The 20,580-nt window shown below is 60.9% G+C and carries 17 protein-coding genes and 1 pseudogene; 7 read left to right on the plus strand and 11 right to left on the minus strand.

The window, feature by feature from the left end:
• The first annotated feature begins 157 nt into the window (after nucleotides 1-157).
• Complete coding sequence (locus tag JWU58_RS02845) at nucleotides 158-2,098, plus strand: BCCT family transporter (protein ID WP_241196168.1); 1,941 nt, start codon at nucleotides 158-160, stop codon at nucleotides 2,096-2,098.
• Nucleotides 2,099-2,287: 189 nt separating this feature from the next.
• On the opposite strand, the gene choV is transcribed toward JWU58_RS02845, so the two are convergent.
• The 3 genes from choV to JWU58_RS02860 all read right to left on the minus strand — a co-directional run bounded on the left by choV (nucleotide 2,288) and on the right by JWU58_RS02860 (nucleotide 5,333).
• Nucleotides 2,288-3,466, minus strand: a complete 1,179-nt coding sequence (gene choV, locus JWU58_RS02850; RefSeq protein WP_016772804.1) for a choline ABC transporter ATP-binding protein — start codon at nucleotides 3,464-3,466, stop codon at nucleotides 2,288-2,290.
• Complete coding sequence (gene choW / locus JWU58_RS02855; RefSeq protein WP_016772805.1) at nucleotides 3,463-4,308, minus strand: choline ABC transporter permease subunit; 846 nt, start codon at nucleotides 4,306-4,308, stop codon at nucleotides 3,463-3,465. Before choW ends, choV begins: the two co-directional genes overlap by 4 nt.
• Before the next feature lie 77 nt (nucleotides 4,309-4,385).
• Nucleotides 4,386-5,333 carry a choline ABC transporter substrate-binding protein gene (locus tag JWU58_RS02860; protein ID WP_016772806.1) on the minus strand — a complete coding sequence of 316 codons (948 nt, stop codon included), beginning with the start codon at nucleotides 5,331-5,333 and terminating at the stop codon, nucleotides 4,386-4,388.
• 435 nt (nucleotides 5,334-5,768) lie between these two features.
• Between JWU58_RS02860 and JWU58_RS02865 the strand changes: the two genes are divergently transcribed.
• Nucleotides 5,769-7,145, plus strand: a complete 1,377-nt coding sequence (locus JWU58_RS02865; RefSeq protein ID WP_024014604.1) for an L-serine ammonia-lyase — start codon at nucleotides 5,769-5,771, stop codon at nucleotides 7,143-7,145.
• Between the two features lie 593 nt (nucleotides 7,146-7,738).
• Nucleotides 7,739-8,842 (plus strand): choline metabolism transcriptional regulator GbdR, encoded by a 1,104-nt coding sequence (gene gbdR / locus JWU58_RS02870; protein ID WP_007949927.1) that lies wholly within the window; start codon nucleotides 7,739-7,741, stop codon nucleotides 8,840-8,842.
• A 151-nt stretch (nucleotides 8,843-8,993) separates the two neighbouring features.
• Here the strand turns inward: gbdR and JWU58_RS02875 are convergent, their stop codons facing one another.
• The 6 genes from JWU58_RS02875 to JWU58_RS02900 form a co-directional block, all read right to left on the minus strand.
• Nucleotides 8,994-9,257 (minus strand): hypothetical protein, encoded by a 264-nt coding sequence (locus JWU58_RS02875; RefSeq protein WP_016772808.1) that lies wholly within the window; start codon nucleotides 9,255-9,257, stop codon nucleotides 8,994-8,996.
• A 369-nt stretch (nucleotides 9,258-9,626) separates the two neighbouring features.
• Nucleotides 9,627-10,790, minus strand: coding sequence for a gamma-butyrobetaine dioxygenase (locus tag JWU58_RS02880; RefSeq protein WP_206421461.1), 1,164 nt, complete (start codon nucleotides 10,788-10,790; stop codon nucleotides 9,627-9,629).
• Nucleotides 10,791-10,814: 24 nt separating this feature from the next.
• The gene (locus tag JWU58_RS02885) at nucleotides 10,815-11,291 is read right to left on the minus strand and encodes a thioesterase family protein (RefSeq protein WP_016772810.1); all 477 of its coding nucleotides are present in this window, start codon (nucleotides 11,289-11,291) and stop codon (nucleotides 10,815-10,817) included.
• Between the two features lie 135 nt (nucleotides 11,292-11,426).
• Complete coding sequence (locus JWU58_RS02890; protein ID WP_206421462.1) at nucleotides 11,427-12,392, minus strand: L-carnitine dehydrogenase; 966 nt, start codon at nucleotides 12,390-12,392, stop codon at nucleotides 11,427-11,429.
• A gap of 212 nt (nucleotides 12,393-12,604) precedes the next feature.
• Complete coding sequence (gene cdhC / locus JWU58_RS02895) at nucleotides 12,605-13,492, minus strand: 3-dehydrocarnitine:acetyl-CoA trimethylamine transferase CdhC (protein WP_136493085.1); 888 nt, start codon at nucleotides 13,490-13,492, stop codon at nucleotides 12,605-12,607.
• A 106-nt stretch (nucleotides 13,493-13,598) separates the two neighbouring features.
• Nucleotides 13,599-14,543: a choline ABC transporter substrate-binding protein gene (locus JWU58_RS02900; protein WP_206421463.1), complete on the minus strand. Its 945-nt coding sequence runs from the start codon at nucleotides 14,541-14,543 to the stop codon at nucleotides 13,599-13,601.
• A 191-nt stretch (nucleotides 14,544-14,734) separates the two neighbouring features.
• Between JWU58_RS02900 and JWU58_RS02905 the strand changes: the two are divergent.
• Nucleotides 14,735-15,732 (plus strand): annotated as a pseudogene (locus tag JWU58_RS02905) (GlxA family transcriptional regulator); the annotation flags it as partial.
• Between the two features lie 43 nt (nucleotides 15,733-15,775).
• Here JWU58_RS02905 and JWU58_RS02910 read toward each other — a convergent pair.
• Both JWU58_RS02910 and JWU58_RS02915 read right to left on the minus strand, forming a co-directional pair.
• Entirely contained in the window at nucleotides 15,776-16,192 is a 417-nt protein-coding gene (locus tag JWU58_RS02910) for a DUF3010 family protein (protein WP_016772815.1), read from the minus strand.
• A gap of 47 nt (nucleotides 16,193-16,239) precedes the next feature.
• The gene (locus JWU58_RS02915) at nucleotides 16,240-16,641 is read right to left on the minus strand and encodes a lysozyme inhibitor LprI family protein (protein ID WP_073476459.1); all 402 of its coding nucleotides are present in this window, start codon (nucleotides 16,639-16,641) and stop codon (nucleotides 16,240-16,242) included.
• A 231-nt stretch (nucleotides 16,642-16,872) separates the two neighbouring features.
• Here JWU58_RS02915 and JWU58_RS02920 point away from each other — a divergent pair, with 231 nt between their 5' ends.
• From JWU58_RS02920 to dgcA, 3 genes are all read left to right on the plus strand, one after another.
• The gene (locus JWU58_RS02920) at nucleotides 16,873-17,850 is read left to right on the plus strand and encodes a dipeptidase (RefSeq protein WP_016772817.1); all 978 of its coding nucleotides are present in this window, start codon (nucleotides 16,873-16,875) and stop codon (nucleotides 17,848-17,850) included.
• 78 nt (nucleotides 17,851-17,928) lie between these two features.
• Nucleotides 17,929-18,459 carry a 4-vinyl reductase gene (locus tag JWU58_RS02925; protein WP_039757633.1) on the plus strand — a complete coding sequence of 177 codons (531 nt, stop codon included), beginning with the start codon at nucleotides 17,929-17,931 and terminating at the stop codon, nucleotides 18,457-18,459.
• 15 nt (nucleotides 18,460-18,474) lie between these two features.
• The gene (gene dgcA / locus JWU58_RS02930; RefSeq protein WP_123443799.1) at nucleotides 18,475-20,535 is read left to right on the plus strand and encodes a dimethylglycine demethylation protein DgcA; all 2,061 of its coding nucleotides are present in this window, start codon (nucleotides 18,475-18,477) and stop codon (nucleotides 20,533-20,535) included.
• Nucleotides 20,536-20,580: the final 45 nt, after the last annotated feature.

Raw genomic sequence — 20,580 nt, forward strand, 5'->3', positions numbered from 1 at the left:
GTGTCTTTATATCACCCGCCGGTCGGCTGCCAACTAACCGATTGGTCGGGTTCCGTGATGCCTTGTGTTCTTCTCTCGCACTGCCTGGAGCATTTGTGCCATGAGTTCTGCCTCGCTAATAAAGACCCCGCCCGAGAAGGTGACGGTCAACGGTTGGGTGTTCTACACCTCGACCGCGCTGATTCTGTTGTTGACCGCCATTCTGATCATCGCCCCGCAAGAGGCCGGCAGAGTGTTGGGCATGGCCCAGGCCTGGTTGTCGCGCAGCTTCGGCTGGTACTACATGGTGGTGATCGCCGCCTACCTGGTGTTCGTGGTCGGTCTGGCGTTTTCCTCGTACGGCAAACTCAAACTGGGCAGCAAGGACGACACCCCGGATTTCAGTTACGGCGCCTGGGCGGGGATGCTGTTCTCGTCGGGCATCGGCATTTCGCTGCTGTACTTCGGCGCGTCCGAGCCACTGGATCACTACTTCAATCCGCCGGAAGGCACCTCGGCCACCAACATGGCCGCGCGTCAGGCGGTGCAACTGACCTTCCTGCACTGGGGCCTGCACGGCTGGGCTATTTACGCTTTGGTCGGTCTGGCGGTGGCGTATTTTGCCTATCGGCATAACCAGCCGCTGGCGCTGCGTTCGGCGCTGTATCCGCTGGTCGGCGAGCGTTGGGTCAAAGGCGCGGCCGGTCACGCGGTGGACGGCTTCGGCATGTTCGTGACCCTGCTGGGTCTGGTGACCAACCTGGGGATTGGCTCGCTGCAAGTGTCGTCCGGGCTGGAAAACCTGTTCGGCATGGAGCACAGCAACACCAACCTGCTGATCGTCATCATCGTCATGAGCACCGTGGCGACCATCGCTGCCGTGTCGGGTGTGGAAAACGGCATCCGCCGTCTGTCCAACCTGAACATCGTGCTGTTCAGCGGCCTGCTGATTTTTGTCCTGCTGTTCGGCCCGACTTTGCACCTGCTCAACGGCTTTGTGCAGAACATCGGTGACTATCTCAACGGCGTGGTGCTGAAGACTTTCGACCTGTACGTCTATGAAGGCGACAGCGCCAAGTCCGACCGCTGGCTGGGCTTGTGGACGCTGTTCTATTGGGCGTGGTGGATTTCCTGGGCGCCATTCGTGGGCATGTTCATCGCACGGATTTCCCGTGGCCGCAGCGTGCGTGAACTGGTCGCTGGCGTGCTGCTGATTCCGCTGGGCTTCACCTTGGCGTGGCTGTCGATCTTCGGCAACTCGGCGCTGGATCTGGTGATGAACCAGGGCGTGGTGGAACTGGGCAAGACGGCGCTGGAACAGCCGTCGATGGCGATCTATCAGTTGCTTGAGCATTATCCGGCGTCGAAAGTCGTCATCGGGGTGTCGATCTTTGTCGGCTTCGTGCTGTTCCTGACCCCGGCCGACTCCGGCGCGGTGATGATGGCGAATCTTTCCTGCAAGGGCGGCAACGTCGACGAAGACGCGCCGCACTGGCTGCGGATCTTCTGGTCGGTGGTGATCACCCTGGTGACCATCGGCCTGCTGTTCGCCGGCAACTTCGAAGCCATGCAGACCATGGTCGTGCTGGCCGGCCTGCCGTTTTCGGTGGTGCTGATCTGCTTCATGTTCGGCCTGCACAAGGCGATGCGCCAGGACGTGCAGATCGAACAGGAGCAAGCGCAACTGGCCGAGCGCGGACGCCGTGGTTTCAGCGAGCGCCTGACGCAACTGGATCTGCAGCCGAGCCAATCGGTGGTGCAGCGCTTCATGGACAAGCACGTCACCCCGGCGCTGGAAGATGCAGCGGCGCAGTTGCGCAATCAGGGCATTGAAGTGCAGACGCTGCTGGGCAAGGCCAAGCGTTGCATGGGCGTGCGGGTCGAGATGGAAGAGGGCAACCCTTTCGTTTACGAAGTGAGCCTGGATGGTTATCTGGCGACCCCGACCGAATCGGCGCAGTCGGATGAAGCGCGTCAGCGTTACTACCGTGCTGAGGTGTATCTGCACAATGGCAGCCAGGATTACGACTTGATGGGCTTCACTCCTGAGCAGATTACGCGGGATGTGCTGGATCAGTTTGAAAGCCATCGGCAGCTTCTTGGCCGGGTGTACAGCTAAACAGCTAAAACAAAAGGGGCTCGATTGAGCCCCTTTTGCATGATCGTTCCCACGCTCCGCGTGGGAATGCATCAATGGACGCTCTGCGTCCGCTGTTGTGGGACGCGGAGCGTCCCGGGCTGCATTCCCACGCGGAGCGTGGGAACGATCACGCCGCGATAATCTCGCGGCGTTTTGTGTCTGCGGGGTTTACCCCAGATTCTTGCCCAGCAACGCGTGATACAACTCGCTGTCGCCGAGAATCCCCACCACATGATTGTTATCGTGCAGCACCAGCTTGTTGCCGGTCTGATAACGGATCTGCAGCGCATCACGCATGCCGATGTTCGAGTCCACCAGCGTCGGTTTTCGCTCCAGGCCTTCCACTGCTTGCCCCGGTGCCCAGTTCTGCAGATTCAGCACCGAGCCGTTCTGGCGTGCGCCTTTGATGGTGTTGCCTTCGGCCAGGTCCAGCCACGAGTCGCCGCCCGGATCGAGGCACACCGAACCGTTGATGCGTTTGCACTTGTCCAGCGTGCGCATCAGGCTGCGGCCGCAAAGCACGTTGAGCGGGTTGGTGTGGGCGACAAAGGTGCGCACATAGTCGTCCGCCGGGTTGAGGACGATCTCTTCCGGCACGCTGTACTGGATGATCCGACCGTCCTTCATGATCGCGATGCGGCTACCCAGTTTGAGCGCTTCATCGAGGTCGTGGCTGACGAACACGATGGTCTTACTCAGCTTGCGTTGCAGCTCCAGCAGTTCATCCTGCAGGCCTTGGCGGATCAGCGGGTCGAGAGCCGAGAACGGTTCGTCCATCAGCAGAATATCGGCGTCCATGGCCAGCGCGCGGGCGAGGCCGACGCGTTGCTGCATGCCGCCGGAGAGCTCGTCCGGCTTTTTGTTGCGCCACTGGGTCAGGCCGACCAGTTCGAGTTTCTCGTCGACCAGTTTCTTGCGTTCCTTCTCCGGTCGACCCTGCATTTCCAGACCGAAACTGATGTTCTCGCGCACTGTCAGCCAGGGCATCAGGGCGAACTTCTGGAACACCATCGCAATACGCTTGGTGCGCATCATCTTCAGCTCGGCGGGCGTGCAGGACGCGATATCGATCTGGCGGTTTTCATGCTCGACGAACAGCTTGCCGCGGCTCACGGTGTTGAGGCCGTTGATGCAGCGCAGCAGGCTCGACTTGCCCGAGCCGGAGAGGCCCATCAGCACGCAGATCTCGCCTTTGTTGATGTCCAGCGTGGCTTTTTCCACGCCGACGATCTGACCGGTCTTCTTCAGGATCTCGTTGCGGGTCATGCCCTGATCGAGCAGCTTGAGTGCCTCGCGCGGGTCCTTGGAGAAGATTACGTCGACGTCTTCGAAGCGAATTATGCTCATGCGTCACCCCCTACTTTGGCGTCGGGTTGTTTGCAGATACGGTCGAGCATGATCGCCAGCAGTACGATTGCCAGGCCTGCTTCGAAGCCCAGCGCAATATCAGCAGTGTTCAGTGCGTTGACCACCGGTTTGCCGAGTCCGTCGGCGCCGACCAGTGCCGCGATCACCACCATCGACAGCGACAGCATGATGCACTGGGTGATGCCGGCCGCGATGCTCGGCATGGCGTGCGGCAGTTCGATCCTTGAAAGCAATTGGCGACGCGAGCAGCCGAAGGCCTTGCCGGCGTCCATCAGTTCTTGCGGGACATCGCGGATGCCCAGGTAGGTCAGGCGGATCGGCGCCGCGATGGCGAACACCACCGTGGAGATCAGGCCCGGAACCACACCCAGCCCGAAGAGGGTCAGGGTAGGAATGAGGTAAACGAAGGTCGGTACGGTCTGCATCAGATCGAGCACCGGCCGCATCATGGTATAGAACATCGGTTTGTGCGCGGCGACGATGCCCAGCGGCACGCCGATCAACACGCAGACCAGGGTGGCGAACAGCACCTGGGCGAGGGTTTCCATGGTTTCCTGCCAGTAACCCAGGTTGAGGATCAGCAGGAACGAGGCGACCACGAACGCGGTCAGGCCCCACTTGCGTTGAATCAGATGGGCAATGATGGCAATCAGGCCAATCAGCACCAACGGGTTGAACCAGGTCAGCGCAAACGTCACGCCGTGGATCATCGTTTCCAGTGTCACGGCGATTGCGTCGAAGGTGTTGGCGCCGTGTTGCGTCAACCATTCGACGAAGCCCGCGATGTACTGGCCTAAAGGTATTTTCTGATCAATCAGCATGGTAGTGAACGTCCGCATGCAAGGAAATTAACAGCCCGGGCAGGCACGCCTGCCCGGCATAAGCGGTGCCTTTCAAATCAAGGCGCGAGCTTGGCTTTCACGGCCTCCAGGCCTGGTTTACCGTCAATGGTGGTCACGCCAGCGAGCCAGGTATCGAGCACCTGTGGATTCTTTTTCAGCCAGGCCTTGGCGGCCGCGTCAGGCTTCATCTTGTCGTCGAGAATGTTGCCCATCAGTTCACTTTCCATGTCGACGGTGAACTCCAGGTTTTTCAACAGCTGACCGACGTTGCTGCATTCTTCGGCGTAACCCTTGCGGGTGTTGGTCGCCACGGTGGCTGCGCCGAAATCGGGGCCGAAGAAATCGTCGCCGCCGGTCAGGTATTGAATCTTGAAGCGCTTGTTCATCGGGTGCGGTGCCCAGCCGAGGAAGACCACGGCGGTGTCGCGCTTCTGCGCCCGGTCGACTTGCGAGAGCATGCCGGCCTCAGAAGACTCGACGATCTTGAAGCCAGCGGTTTTCAGGCCGAAGGCATCCTTGTCGATCATGCTCTGGATCAGCCGGTTGCCGTCGTTGCCCGGCTCGATGCCGTAGATCTTGCCGTCGAGCTCTTTCTTGAATTTGGCGATGTCGGCGAAGTCATGCAGGCCTTTGTCGTACAGGGCTTGCGGCACGGCGAGGGTGTATTTGGCACCCTTGAGGTTGGTGCGCACGGTGTCGACGGTGCCGGCATCGCGATACGGCTTGATGTCGTTCTCCATGGTCGGCATCCAGTTACCGAGAAACACGTCCATGTTCTTGCCGTCGGCCAGCGACTTGTAGGTCACGGGCACGGAGATCATGGTGGTTTTGGTCTTGTAGCCGAGGGCGTTGAGAACAACGGAAGTGGTGGCGGTGGTTGCGGTGATGTCGGTCCAGCCGACATCGGAGAAGTTAACGAGGCTGCACTGTGCCGGTTCTGCGGCTTGCGCCAGTAACGGCAGACTCAGCAGGGCGGCCAACAACAACGACGGGGAACCTTTCATGGATGGACTCCTTGGTGTTTTTTTTGGCAGTGTTCCGACTGTGGACCACCGCACTTATGGGTTGCGGTTGGTGGCGTTCTGACGACAGCTCTACCGCAGCGCCTTGCAATCGAGTCATCCCGATCATGTACCAGTGAAAATCTGACGCCTACAGGGAGGGTCGTATCCAGTACAGGGATGGTCGCTTCCAGTGTCGGTGACGTCGCTTACAGCTTTTTTCCGCCCCCGATGACCTGCTCAACGGCATAAAAACGGCGTATTTGCGGGGCGAAAACGTAACGACGCTGCTGGACATGACTGCGTCGGTGTCAGACGCCGAGCGCGCCGACAAAAGCCCGATGATGCCGGCATTCGGCGGATCGCAGCTTGAGCGTAGCAGCTCCGCCAGCGGGCGCTTTTGCCGCCCGGACCGGTATTCTCAGGAGCTTCGCAGCAATGGCTATCAGCGTTTTCGACCTGTTCAAAATCGGCATCGGCCCTTCCAGTTCCCACACCGTCGGGCCGATGCGCGCCGCCGCATTGTTCGTCGAGTCGCTGCGCGGCAAGCACCAGCTGGAACAGGTGCGGCGCATCGAGGTGCAGTTGTTCGGATCGCTTTCCGCCACCGGCATCGGTCACGGCAGCGACAACGCGGTGATCATGGGCCTGATGGGCGAGTGGCCGGACGCAATCGACCCGGCGCAGATCGGCCCGCGCATTCAGGCGCTGCGTGAAACCCATACGTTGTTATTGGATGGTCGCCTGTCGGTGCCGTTTGTGTGGGCGCGGGACATGCGCCTGATCGACGAAAACCTGCCATTCCATCCCAACGCCATGACGCTGGTGGCCGAAGGCGAGTTCGCTGAGCTGCACCGTGACACCTACTATTCGGTCGGCGGCGGATTCGTCGTTGATGAGGCGCAAGCGTCCAGTGGTGTGGTCGATCTGGATCGCACCGAATTGCCTTACGACTTCTCCAGTGCGGTCGAGCTGCTGCAGTTGTGCAAAACGCACAACCTGCGTGTTGCCGAACTGATGATGGCCAATGAAAAGGTCTGGCGCAGTGAAGAAGAAATCCGCGCCGGGCTGATGAAACTGTGGCGAGCGATGCAGGATTGCGTCGAGCAAGGCCTCAAGCACGAAGGCATTCTGCCCGGCGGCCTGAACGTGCGGCGGCGTGCGGCGAAGTTGCACCGCAGCCTGCAAGAGCTGAACAAACCGAACGTCATCGGCTCGACCCTGAGCGCGATGGAGTGGGTCAACCTGTTCGCCCTGGCCGTCAATGAAGAGAATGCGGCTGGCGGGCGTATGGTCACTGCACCGACCAACGGCGCGGCGGGGATCATCCCGGCGGTGCTGCACTACTTCATGAAGTTCAGCGAAGCGGTCACCGACGCCAACGTCGTCGACTATTTCCTCGGCGCGGCGGCAGTCGGCATTTTGTGCAAGAAGAATGCTTCGATCTCTGGGGCCGAGGTCGGTTGTCAGGGCGAGGTCGGTTCGGCCTGCGCGATGGCAGCGGCGGGGCTGGCGGAGATTCTTGGCGCCACCCCTGAACAACTGTGCAATGCGGCGGAAATCGGCCTGGAACACAACCTTGGTCTGACCTGCGACCCGGTCGGTGGTCTGGTGCAGGTGCCGTGCATCGAGCGCAATGCAATCGCGGCAGTAAAAGCCATCAACGCTGCGCAAATGGCCCTGCGCGGCGACGGTCAGCACTTTATCTCGCTGGACCGGGTGATCCGCACCATGCGCGATACCGGCGCCGATATGCATGACAAATATAAAGAAACTTCGCGCGGTGGCTTGGCGGTCAGTGCTGTTGAATGCTGACCGTTAACCCGTGGCGAGGGGATTTATCCCCGCTGGGCTGCGAAGCAGTCCCAAATCCTGCAATCGAGTTTTGCCTGACACACTTTGGTGAATGGATTTACGACTGCTGCGCAGCCGATCGGGGATAAATCCCCTCGCCACAGGTTGATCTGGCAGAGTGGAGTGCCAGACCAGTCAAAACTGCTCAACAAACGAACATCCCGATCCAGCCACGCTACCTTTTGGCGCGTCGCAATCAGACAAGCGTCACTATCAGTCGTGACTCGTCAGTCGTTACCTGACCGTCCGTCGTCCGTGCTTGCGGTGACACTCTGTGCAAATCCTCTGCAGGCCAGTTCCCACAAGTGCTACCGATCTGCTCACAGGCTGCGCGGCAGGGCTCTGGCGGCGCCTGATGGCACTTCGAAATGGCGTGTTCCGAGGTCTCGTATAGACGCGTCGCGAGGTCGTTTTCAGGAGTTATTGAATGGCCGTCCAATTTCAGGCACGGCAATTGCTCTGTCATAACAAAGCCTGCTTTCTCTGTGAGACGCGGGCAATAACAAGAGCCTCCGCCTGAGGCCGCCACCCGCTTTGTGTGAGGAGATACCGCGATGACGTCGTTCAACTCCGGGGCCCAACCCCAGAACCGTGCGCCTCAATCCATCGGCTTTCTGCTGCTGGACAATTTCACGCTGATTTCCCTGGCGTCCGCCGTTGAGCCGCTGCGCATGGCCAACCAGTTGTCCGGTCGCGAGCTGTATCGCTGGAGCACCCTCACCGTCGATGGCGGCCAGGTCTGGGCCAGTGACGGTCTGCAAATCACCCCCGACGCCTCCATGCACAAAGCCCCGCCCCTGGACACGGTGATCGTCTGCGGCGGCATCGGCATTCAACGTACCGTAACCCGTGAACACGTCTCGTGGCTGCAAAGCCAGGCGCGCCAGTCCAAGCGCCTGGGCGCGGTGTGCACCGGCAGTTGGGCGCTGGCCTGCGCCGGTCTGCTCGACGGCTTCGATTGCAGCGTGCACTGGGAATGTCTGGCGGCGATGCAGGAAGCTTTCCCGCGCGTGGCCATGAGCACACGCCTGTTCACCCTCGACCGTAACCGCTTCACCAGTTCCGGCGGCACCGCGCCGCTGGATATGATGCTGCACCTGATCAGCCGCGATCACGGTCGTGAACTGTCGGCAGCGATCTCGGAAATGTTCGTCTACGAGCGCATCCGCAACGAACAGGATCACCAGCGCGTGCCGCTCAAGCACATGCTCGGCACCAACCAGCCGAAATTGCAGGAAATCGTCGCGCTGATGGAAGCCAATCTGGAAGAGCCGATCGATCTGGATGAGCTGGCGGTGTATGTCGCGGTGTCGCGTCGACAACTGGAGCGGTTGTTCCAGAAATACCTGCACTGCTCGCCGTCACGCTATTACCTGAAGTTGCGCCTGATCCGCGCCCGGCAACTGCTCAAGCAGACGCCGATGTCGATCATCGAAGTGGCGTCGGTGTGTGGTTTCGTCTCCACGCCGCACTTCTCCAAGTGCTACCGCGAATACTTCGGCATCCCGCCGCGTGACGAGCGCGTCGGCTCCAACACCACCCAGCAGGTAGCGATGCTGCCGCTGCCGCAGGCCATCGTGATGTCGCCGCTGTCGGGGCCGATGTCAGCGCTGAGTCAGGCGCGCAATGAGTCGACGTTTGCCAGCGTAAGGCTGTAGACCGAGTCTGATCGTTCCCACGCTCTGCGTGGGAATGCAGCCCGGGACGCTCTGCGTCCCAAAAGGCCGAACGCGGAGCGTCCGTTGAGGCATTCCCACGCAGAGCGTGGGAACGATCAGGTGGGAGCGAGCCTGCTCGCGAAGGGGTTTCTCAGGCGCTATGGGACTGCTGGTAATCCGAGAGGGCCGGCAACAATTGCTTGTCGATCGCCTGACGCACCGCCGGCTGAATGCTGGCGCCGCTGGTGTACATGTCCTTGACCATCTTGCGCAGTTCGAATGCGCGAACATTGTCCAGGCCACGCACCGCACACTCGCAGGCCTGCTCGGCGGTGGTACCGCTCGGCACCTGAATACCCAAGGCCTTGAGCTGGCCCAACAGATCTTCCTGGTCAATCAAATCGGCGTACATCATTACGCAAATCCTTCTGTGGCAACGGAGGTCTTGGCTCGATTCTGGTGGCCCCGACCGGACGCGGCAAGGGCGTTTTGTCGCGGTGGCCGGGACGACTATGAACAGGTCGTTTTCGGCTAACCGACTGGATGGGCGACTAGGCACACTGGCTCCAGCTCGCTTCACGAAGGTTTGGTCACCCTCGCCTGGCAGCTCCTCAACAGTACCCTCCTCAGCTCCGATCCTGTCACGGCTTGATCGGAGTTTTTTTTCTTGTGAATCAGCCAGGGATTTGTTGTTCCCGCTGACGCTTTCGCGAGCAGGCTCGCTCCCACTTTGCAATGCGTACCCTGTGGGAGCGAGCCTGCTCGCGAAGAACGATGACGCGGTTCAACGTTGCAACACCAGAATCCGCGACAACAACTCATCCCGGTCGACATAGCAGCCCTGAAAATGCCGCGCCCCGGTCGCTGGATCAAAGGCATTGCGTGCATGCAGCGTGCGGCGGTTGTCAAAGCACCACAACTCGCCCGGCTTGAGCCGCTGCATCAGCCGAAACCGCGGCTCGCGGGTCATCGCAATAAAGCGCCGATAGGCTCGATACAGCAACGGCATCTGCGCCACCGACGTATCGAACGCCCCGCGCAGAAAGTTGGCCATGCGAATCTCCGCCACCCGGCCCAGCGCATCCACAGCGATGATCGGCGCCAGGCAGCGATAGTCGCTGTGCCGGTCCTTGTTGCGAAATTCCACAGGGATTTCGCACAGGGCCTCAAACAGCTGCGGCTCCTCTTGACGCAAGGCCTCGGCAATCGCAAAACCATCGACAAAAATGCTCTCGCCACCCTCGGCATCATTCACCAGGCAATGCAGGAATTGCAGCCCCGGTTGCAGCTCGCGAGTCGGCAGATCCGTGTGCAATGGCAGGTTGAAGGCGGTGTAGGCGTTGCTGTCGGCGTCGGCTTTGGATTGCACATTGAACAGCACGCCGAAGTTGCTTTCGCGGATGAAGGAAATCCGCTGCGCGATGAGTTTCAGCGAGCCCGGCTCGGTGGGCACGCCGCGCACTTGGGTCAGGCCGATGTCGCGCACGGCGAGCAACCATTGCAGCAGCGCGGCGTTGTCGTTCATCAGCGCGATGTAGTCGAACACCGGCAATTGCAGATCGCTGTGCCACAAATGGGGCTGCGGTTTGCCGGCCAGGCGTTCGGCGCGGGATTCATCGTCATAGGCATGTGCGCGCAACCAGCCCGGGTCGAAGCGGCTCAGGTGACCGTCCTGCCAGTCGATGCGCAGGCAACCATCGGTGTCGATGCGCGTGGCCAGCGCTTGCAAATCTTCGGCGGCATCGACGCTTTCAAAGATTTGCTCGCGAGTGACGCTGTAGACACATTGATCACACGGGCAATTGTCGCGCAGCCATACGTGGTGAAACGGGCTGACACGCCCGTCAGCCCATTCGATGACAACGCGATCCGCCAGACCCTGCACGCCACCGAGCGCGCTGATCAACGGATAAGTACGAAAATCGGCAACAGCGACGGCGGTATTCATGGCGGCTCCTTGGCAGTGGGGGATTTACCGAGCGGGTGGCAGCGCGATCACGCGGCCGATGTAAGCGGGAGCGGGCAGGTCGGTCTGATCCGCGACGATGGCCTGCAAGCGATGCAACGTATCGGGGCTGAACGGTGCCGAGCGCGGGCCGGCGAGGTCGACGTGCAAAAGCATCTGTTCGTTGCCGGCCAGCGCTTGCTCATCGCCGACCTTGTGCAGGCTGTGATAGAGGTGCAGGCGCTTGCTGTCGTGGCCGATGATTTGCGTGCGCACTTCCACCTCAGTGTCGAGCTTCACTTCGTGCAGATAATTGAGGTGCAGTTCGAGGGTGAACAGCGAGTGGCCGCTGGCCTCGCGGTTGCTGCTGTCCATGCCGAGGCGGTCCATCAGCGCATCGGTGGCGTAGCTGAAGATCAGCAGGTAGAAGGCGTCGCGCAGGTGGCCGTTGTAGTCGACCCAGTCGGGGATGATGGTGGTTTGGTAGGTGGTGAGGTGGGGCATGGTTTCTCCTGGCGGCGATCGTTCCCACGCTCTGCGTGGTAACGCCTCTCGTGACGCTCTGCGTCACGCTTCTGGGACGCGGAGCGTTCCCGGGCTGCATTCCCACGCAGAGCGTGGGAACGACCAGGTGGCGGATTACTCGCTGAAACTCATTCCATGCTTTTCCTTGGTGGTTTTCACCGCCTCGAGCACCGCCAGCAAACAATCATCACGATAGCGCTCCAGCCCCGAAATGCTGTGCCGGCCGAGCTGATCAGTGGTGCCATCGACCACATCATCGATCAGCTTGTCGGTCAGCTCCGGTGCTGGCAGATACGTCCACGGCAACTGCAGCGCCGGGCCGAACTGCGACATGAAGTGGCGCATGCCGGCATCGCCGCCGGCCAGGGTGTAAGTCAGGAAAGTGCCCATGAACGACCAGCGCAGACCGGCGCCAAAGCGAATCGCATCGTCGATTTCGCCGGTCGTCGCCACACCGTCGTTGACCAGGTGCAACGCCTCGCGCCACAGCGCTTCGAGCAAGCGATCGGCGATGAAACCCGGCACTTCCTTGCGCACATGCAGCGGGCGCATGCCGAGGGATTGGTAGACTTGCATCGCCGCTTGCACCGCCTCCGGCGCGGTGTTTCTGCCGCCGACGACTTCGACCAGCGGCAACAGATAAACCGGGTTGAACGGATGCCCGACCACGCAGCGTTCAGGGTGCGTCGAACTCTCATAGAACTCGCTTGGCAAAAGGCCTGAAGTGCTGGAGCCGATCAGCGCATCGGGCTTGGCGGCGGCGCTGATCTTGCTGTGCAGATCGAGTTTCAGTTCCAGCCGCTCCGGGGCGCTTTCCTGGATGAAATCGGCGTCACGCACACATTCCTCGATGGTTGCGACAAAGCGCAGACGATCCTGCGAAGCACCCGGCGCCAGGCCGTTTTTCTCCAGCGCGCCCCACGCATTGGCCACGCGTTGGCGCAATGCCGCCTCGGCGCCGGGCGCCGGGTCCCAGGCTACTACATCAAGTCCGTGGGCGAGGGCGCGGGCGACCCAGCCACTGCCGATGACACCGCTACCGAGAGCGGCGAAGGTTTTGATTTCGGTGATAAAGCGCATGACGATTTCCTGAGAGAGTTCGGTGATCCCTGTGGAAACTCTGTTCTCGTGGCGAGGGGATTTATCCCCGATCGGCTGCGAAGCAGTCGTAAAACCAGTGCTCTCGGTCTATCTGATGCCCCGGGTTGTCAGGTTTTAGGGCGGCTTCGCCACCCATCGGGGATAAATCCCCTCACCACAAAATTTATGTTCACAGGGAGAAAGGGTGAGGTTCAGCCGCGCTGAATCAGGCCCATTTTTTTGCGACCTTCTGCCGGTGTGAGCACCCGGGCACCGAGGCGGCTGAGGATTTCCGTGGCGCGTTCGACCAGTTGGCCATTGGTCGCCAGCACGCCTTTGTCCAGCCACAGGTTGTCTTCGAGGCCGACCCGCACGTTGCCGCCGAGCAGCACCGCTTGCGCCGCCATCGGCATTTGCATGCGGCCGATGCCGAACCCGGCCCACACCGCGTCGGCGGGCAGGTTGTCGACCATGGCTTTCATCGTGGTGGTGTCGGCCGGTGCGCCCCACGGGATGCCCAGGCACAGTTGAAACAGCGGGTTGTCGAGCAAGCCTTCCTTGATCATCTGCTTGGCGAACCACAGATGCCCGGTGTCGAAAATCTCCAGTTCGGCCTTCACCCCCAGTTCGGTGATGCGCTTGGCGCCGGCGCGCAGTTGCGCCGGGGTCGAGACGTAAATGGTGTCGCCGTCGCCGAAGTTCAGCGTGCCGCAATCGAGGGTGCAGATTTCCGGCAGCAGTTCTTCAACGTGGGCGAGACGGGTCAGCGGACCGACCAGATCGGTGTTCGGGCCGAACTCCATCGGCTTCTCGCCAGGGCCGATTTCCAGGTCGCCGCCCATCCCGGCGGTGAGGTTGACGATGATGTCGACGTCCGCCTCGCGGATGCGCTCCATCACTTCGCGGTACAGCGCCACGTCACGGCTGAACTTGCCGGTCTGCGGGTCGCGCACATGGCAGTGCACGACGGTGGCGCCGGCCTTGGCCGCTTCCACCGCAGCAGCGGCAATCTGTTTCGGGGTGACCGGCACGTGTGGACTTTTGGCGGTCGTGTCGCCAGCACCGGTGAGTGCGCAGGTGATGATGACGTCGTGGTTCATGGTGCGTTTCCTTCAGGCGTGATGGGTCTGTCCGCAGCCCGTGGCGGGGATGCGAAGCGTGGTTCAGTGGCCTCTCCCATCTGGGAGAGGGGGGTTCAAAAAAGGGTTATTTGCTGGTCAGCTGGAGGTTTTCAGCAGCCGGTTTGCCATCGAAAGTCGTCACACCTTCAAGCCAGCGCTGTTTGTCTTCGGGGTGATCCTTGAGCCACTGCTTCGCCGACTCGAAGGCATCTTTGTGATCGAGCAGCGGCTGCATCATCCGGCTCTCGGATTCGGCGGTGAACGTCAGGTTGGTCAGCAGGCGGCCGATGTTCGGACATTGCTCGGCGTACTTCGGTGACGTGACCGTCCACACCGTGGCCATGCCTTCGTTCGGGCCGAGGGCGTCTTCGCTGCCGGTCAGGTAGGTCATCTGAATGTTGACGTTCATCGGGTGCGGCGCCCAGCCGAAGAACACCACGGCTTCCTTGCGCCGCACGGCGCGGTCGACGGCGGCGAGCATGCCGGCCTCGCTCGATTCGACCAGCTGGAATTTGCCCAGACCAAACTGGTTCTTGGCGATCATCGCTTTGATCTGCGTGTTGGCGCCCGAGCCTGGTTCGATGCCGTAGATCTTGCCGCCCAATTCCTTCTCGAACTTGGCGATGTCGGCGAAGGTTTTCAGCCCCTTGTCAGCCAGATAGGTCGGCACGGCGAGGGTGGCGCGGGCGTCTTTCAGGCTCGGTGCTTCGAGCACTTTGACCTGATTGGCCTCGACGAATGGCGTGATGGTCTGCGTCATCAGCGGGTTCCAGTAGCCGAGGAACAGGTCCAGGCGCTGATCGCGAATCCCGGCAAAGATGATCTGCTGCGAGGCGCTGGTCTGTTTGGTGCTGTAGCCGAGGCCGTCGAGCAGGACCTGGGTCATGGCACTGGTGGCGATCACGTCAGTCCAGTTGACCACGCCCATGCGTACGTTCTTGCAGGAGGCCGGTTCGGCCGCCATCACGCCGGTGCTGAAGAAAGCGGTAGCGCTGAGTGCAAGAACGCAGCTGCTGATCAGTCGTTTCATGTCGGGTTCCTCGGCAGTTCGATTATTGTGGTTCCCGGCATCTGCGCGCCGGTGAGGCCAAGTTACGCAGCTATAGGCCCGTGAAAGCGCACTGCGGCGACTGGCATTTGCACTGTAGCGACCTGCACGCTTGAACGCCGCCGATAATCGGCGTATCAACGAGCCACGCGACCCGCCAACCGAGTGCGCCCATGTCCCAGGATTTCTACTTTTTGCTGATGCCGGGGTTCTCCGCCATCGGCTTTATTTCCGCGATCGAACCGTTGCGCGTGGCCAACCGCTTTCGCGGCGAGTTGTACCGCTGGCATGTGCTCAGCGCCGATGGCGGCGCGGTATTGGCGAGCAACGGCATGTCGGTCAACGCCGATGCGGCGCTGGAGCCGCTGAAGAAAGGCGCGACCTTGCTGGTGGTGGCCGGCTTCGAACCGCTGAAGTTCATCACGCCGACGCTGGAGCACTGGTTGCGCAGGCTGGACAAGGACGGCGTAACCCTCGGCGCCATCGACACCGGCAGCTTCGTCCTCGCCGAAGCGGGCCTGCTCGATGGCCATCGCCTGACCCTGCACTGGGAGGCGATCGATGCGTTCAAGGAGTCTTATCCACAGCTCAGCGTGACCCAGGAACTGTTTGAGATCGACCGGCGGCGGATCACCTCGGCGGGAGGTACGGCCTCGATTGATCTGATGCTCGACCTGATCGCCCAGGCCCACGGCGCGCAACTGGCGATTCAGGTCAGCGAGCAGTTTGTGCTCGGGCGCATCCGCCCGCGCAAGGATCACCAGCGCATGGAAGTCGCCACGCGTTACGGGATCAACAACAAGAAACTGGTGCAGGTGATCGGCGAGATGGAACAGCACAGCGAACCGCCGCTGACCACGCTGCAACTGGCGGAGTCGATCAAGGTGACCCGGCGGCAACTGGAGAGGTTGTTCCGGCTGCACCTGAACGATACGCCGAGCAACTTCTATCTGCGGTTGAGGCTGGAAAAGGCCCGGCAACTGTTGCGCCAGACCGACATGAGCGTGCTCGAAGTCAGCATTGCCTGCGGGTTTGAATCACCGTCGTATTTCACCCGCAGTTATCGCGCGCGTTTCGCCCGCTGCCCCCGCGAAGACCGGCGTACCGCACAGATCTGAAAGTCAAAAGATCGCAGCCTTCGGCAGCTCCTACAGGGAAATGCATTCCAAAAGTAGGAGCTGCCGAAGGCTGCGATCTTTTGATCTTGCTCTTGGTTACTTCTTCACCAACGCCGAACACGCCGCTTTGTACGCCTCATGCTGATACTTGTTCAACGTCCCCGGCAGCTCGAAATTGTGCTTCTTGGCCTGGGCATTGATCGTCTGGGGCGACAGCAGTGTCACCTCACAACCATCAAGCAACTGAAACACGCCCTCGATCTTGAACGTCGTCGGCCCACCGGCAAACTCGCCCTTTTTGCTGCGCTTTTTGATCGCGATCCGGTCCACCGAGTTTTCCCGCACAAACGACGCCACCTGCGCCGCAAACCGCCGCACGTTCGCCGCCTCGTCATCGTCATCCAGAGCAATCTTCTTCGTGGCGAGAGGGACGTGGCTCAACGTCGAACCATCGAGCGCCGCCACGGCGATGATCGCTTCGCTGCCTTTGATTTCAATGCCGCAGATGTTCATGGGAATCCTTAGACTGGCTTAAGAGGTTCAGCTTACAGCTCAAACACTTACTCCTGCCCGATCGACTCCAAAAACTCCGACCGTTCATCACTCATCCGCGCGACACAATCATTCTGCGCAATGGTAAACGCCTTGCTCCCCGCCGTGGCCGGGAACGCTTCCACCGCGCAATCCGCATCCCGCGTCTTCAACCACTGCTGCTGGGCGGTTTTCAGTTTGGCGGTGATGTCGGCCAGTTGCGTCGGGTTCTTGCCGTACGCGGTCTGCATGCGTTCGTTGAGGCTGGCGTAGTTGTCTTTGAGCAGGTCTTCGGCGGTGCTGCGGCTGTAGGCGGAGCATTCCAGGGTCTGGATGTCGTTTTCCACCGCGTCGCACGGGTTGTTCTCGGATTCTTCGGCGGCGTGGGCGCCGGTCGCAATCAGTGCCAGGGCGAGGAAGATCGATTTCATTGGGGTCGCTCTAATCCGTGGGTAGGTGCAGGCTGCGGCAGATTCTGGCGCAAGCGCGCGGGCTTGAACAGCCAGCCGAGGAGGGCGGCTGACGACCCTTTGTCGCGGATTGACGCTTTCGGCAATTCCCCTGTCGTTTTTGCACCCGGTCGCCCCGGCACCGAGGCATATGCTGGCCCCAAAGCGCCGGCAGACGATTCGGCGCATGAATCGCCAATAAGGGGACGCCTGATGAGCCCAGCCGAATTACACGCCGACAGCATCGTTATCGACGGTCTGATCATTGCCAAATGGAACCGCGAGCTGTTCGAAGACATGCGCAAGGGCGGTCTGACGGCGGCCAACTGCACTGTGTCGGTGTGGGAAGGCTTTCAGGCGACCGTGAACAACATTGCTGCCAGCCAGAAACTGATCCGTGAGAACAGCGATCTGGTGATGCCGGTGCGCACCACCGCCGACATCCGTCGGGCCAAGGAGCAGGGCAAGACCGGTATCCTCTTCGGCTTCCAGAATGCCCACGCTTTCGAAGACCAGATCGGCTATGTCGAGGTGTTCAAGCAGCTCGGCGTTGGCATCGTGCAGATGTGCTACAACACCCAGAATCTGGTCGGCACCGGTTGCTACGAGCGTGACGGCGGCCTGTCGGGTTTCGGTCGCGAGATCGTCGCCGAGATGAACCGCGTCGGCGTCATGTGCGACCTGTCCCACGTCGGTTCCAAGACCTCCGAAGAAGTCATTCTCGAATCGAAAAAACCGGTCTGCTATTCGCACTGCCTGCCGTCGGGTCTCAAAGAGCATCCGCGCAACAAATCCGATGCAGAGCTGAAGTTCATTGCCGACCACGGCGGGTTTGTCGGCGTGACCATGTTTGCGCCGTTCCTCGCCAAGGGCATCGATTCGACCATCGACGATTACGCCGAAGCTATCGAATACACCATGAACATCGTTGGCGAAGACGCCATCGGTATCGGCACCGATTTCACTCAGGGTCACGGCCAGGACTTCTTCGAATACCTGACCCACGACAAGGGCTACGCCCGCCGCCTGACCAGCTTCGGCAAGATCATCAACCCGCTGGGCATCCGCACCGTCGGCGAATTCCCCAACCTCACTGAAACCCTGCTCAAGCGCGGCCATTCCGAGCGCGTGGTGCGCAAGATCATGGGCGAGAACTGGGTAAGCGTCCTGAAAGACGTCTGGGGCGAATAAGCCGCCGCACTTCTGAATCCTTTCCCCCGGCCATCCGCGCCGGGGGCAACACACAAAATTTTCTGGAGTTAAGTTTCCATGGCCAAGATCGCCCCGCAATTGCCTATCGAAGTCGACAGCGAGACCGGTGTCTGGACTTCCGACGCCCTGCCAATGCTGTATGTGCCGCGTCACTTTTTCGTCAACAACCACATGGGCATCGAGGAAGTGCTCGGCGCTGAAGCCTACGCCGAGATCCTCTACAAGGCCGGCTACAAATCTGCCTGGCACTGGTGTGAGAAAGAAGCCGAATGCCACGGCCTGGAAGGCGTCGCGGTGTTCGAACACTACATGAAGCGCCTGTCGCAGCGCGGCTGGGGCCTGTTCAAGATCCAGGACATCGACCTCGACAAAGGCACCGCCAGCGTCAAGCTCGAGCACTCCGCATTCGTCTATGTCTACGGCAAGGTCGGGCGCAAGGTCGATTACATGTTCACCGGCTGGTTCGCCGGCGCCATGGACCAGATTCTCGAAGCCCGTGGCAGCAAGATCCGTACTGTCGCCGAACAAGTCTACGGAGGCTCCGAAGAGGGCCACGATGACGGCTTGTTCATCGTCAAGCCGTTGTAAGCCGAGGACCGTGCCATGGCTTTCGAAGCAATGTTCCAGCCGATCCAGATCGGCAAACTGACCATCCGCAACCGCGTGCTCAGCACCGCGCACGCCGAGGTCTACGCGACTGACGGTGGCATGACCACCGACCGCTACGTCAAATACTACGAAGAGAAGGCCAAGGGCGGGATCGGCCTGGCCATCTGCGGCGGTTCGTCCGTGGTGGCGATCGACAGCCCGCAGGAATGGTGGAGTTCGGTCAATCTGTCCACCGACCGGATCATTCCGCACTTCCAGAATCTGGCCGACGCCATGCACAAGCATGGCGCCAAGATCATGATTCAGATTACCCACATGGGCCGGCGCTCGCGCTGGGACGGTTTCAACTGGCCGACCTTGATGTCGCCCTCGGGCATCCGTGAACCGGTGCACCGCGCCACTTGCAAAACCATCGAGCCGGAAGAGATCTGGCGAGTGATCGGCAACTACGCCCAGGCTGCGCGCCGGGCCAAGGCTGGTGGCCTCGATGGCGTCGAACTTTCGGCCGTGCACCAGCACATGATCGACCAGTTCTGGAGCCCGCGCGTCAACAAGCGTACCGATGAATGGGGCGGCACCTTCGAAGGCCGGATGAAGTTCGGCCTGGAAGTCCTGAAAGCCGTGCGCGCCGAGGTCGGTGACGACTTCTGCGTGGGCATGCGCCTGTGCGGTGACGAGTTCCACCCGGACGGCTTGTCCCACGAGGACATGAAGCAGATCGCCAAGTATTACGACGACACCGGCATGCTCGATTTCATCGGCGTGGTCGGCTCGGGTTGCGACACCCACAACACCCTGGCCAACGTTATTCCGAACATGAGTTATCCACCGGAGCCGTTCCTGCACCTGGCTGCCGGGATCAAGGAAGTGGTCAAGGTGCCGGTGCTGCACGCGCAGAACATCAAGGACCCGAACCAGGCCACGCGGATTCTTGAGGGCGGTTACGTCGACATGGTCGGCATGACCCGCGCGCACATCGCTGACCCGCACCTGATCGCCAAGATCAAGATGGGCCAGATCGACCAGATCAAGCAGTGCGTCGGCGCTAACTATTGCATCGACCGTCAGTATCAGGGTCTGGACGTGCTGTGCATTCAGAACGCCGCGACCTCCCGTGAATACATGGGCGTGCCGCACATCATCGAGAAATCCACCGGGCCGAAACGCAAGGTGGTGATCGTCGGTGCCGGCCCGGCCGGGATGGAAGCCTCGCGCGTGGCTGCCGAGCGTGGCCACGATGTCACGCTGTTCGAGAAAAAAGACTTCATCGGCGGGCAGATCACCACCGCATCGAAAGCACCGCAGCGTGACCAGATCGCCGGCATCACTCGCTGGTTCCAACTGGAACTGGCGCGGCTGAAAGTCGATCTGCGCCTGGGCACGGCGGCGGATGCCGACACCATCATGGACCTGCGTCCGGACGTGGTGGTGCTGGCGGTCGGCGGTCATCCGTACCTTGAGCAGAACGAACACTGGGGCGCGGCCGAGGGTCTGGTGGTCAGCAGTTGGGACGTGCTCGACGGCAAGGTTGCGCCGGGCAAGAACGTGCTGGTCTACGACACCATTTGCGAGTTCACCGGCATGTCGGTCGCCGACTTCCTCGCCGACAAGGGCAGCCAGGTCGAGATCGTCACCGACGACATCAAGCCGGGCGTGGCCATCGGCGGTACGTCGTTCCCGACCTACTACCGCAGCATGTACCCGAAAGAAGTGATCATGACCGGCGACATGATGCTGGAGAAGGTCTACCGCGAAGGCGACAAGCTGATCGCGGTGTTGGAGAACGAATACACCGGTGCCAAAGAGGAGCGGGTGGTCGATCAGGTGGTCGTCGAAAACGGCGTGCGCCCGGACGAGGAAATCTACTACGCCCTCAAGGACGGCTCGCGCAACAAGGGCCAGATCGATGTCGAAGCGCTGTTCGCGATCCAGCCGCAACCTTCGCTGAGCGAAGCGGGCGACGGCTACTTGCTGTTCCGCATTGGCGACTGTGTGGCGCAGCGTAATACCCATGCCGCCATTTACGACGCACTTCGGCTCTGTAAGGATTTTTGACGGCTCAGCTGCAAGCCACAAGCTGCAAGCTGCAAGTAAAAGCAC

The sequence above is a fragment of the Pseudomonas atacamensis genome (assembly GCF_017167965.1).
GTDB classification, from domain to species: Bacteria; Pseudomonadota; Gammaproteobacteria; order Pseudomonadales; family Pseudomonadaceae; genus Aquipseudomonas; species Aquipseudomonas atacamensis.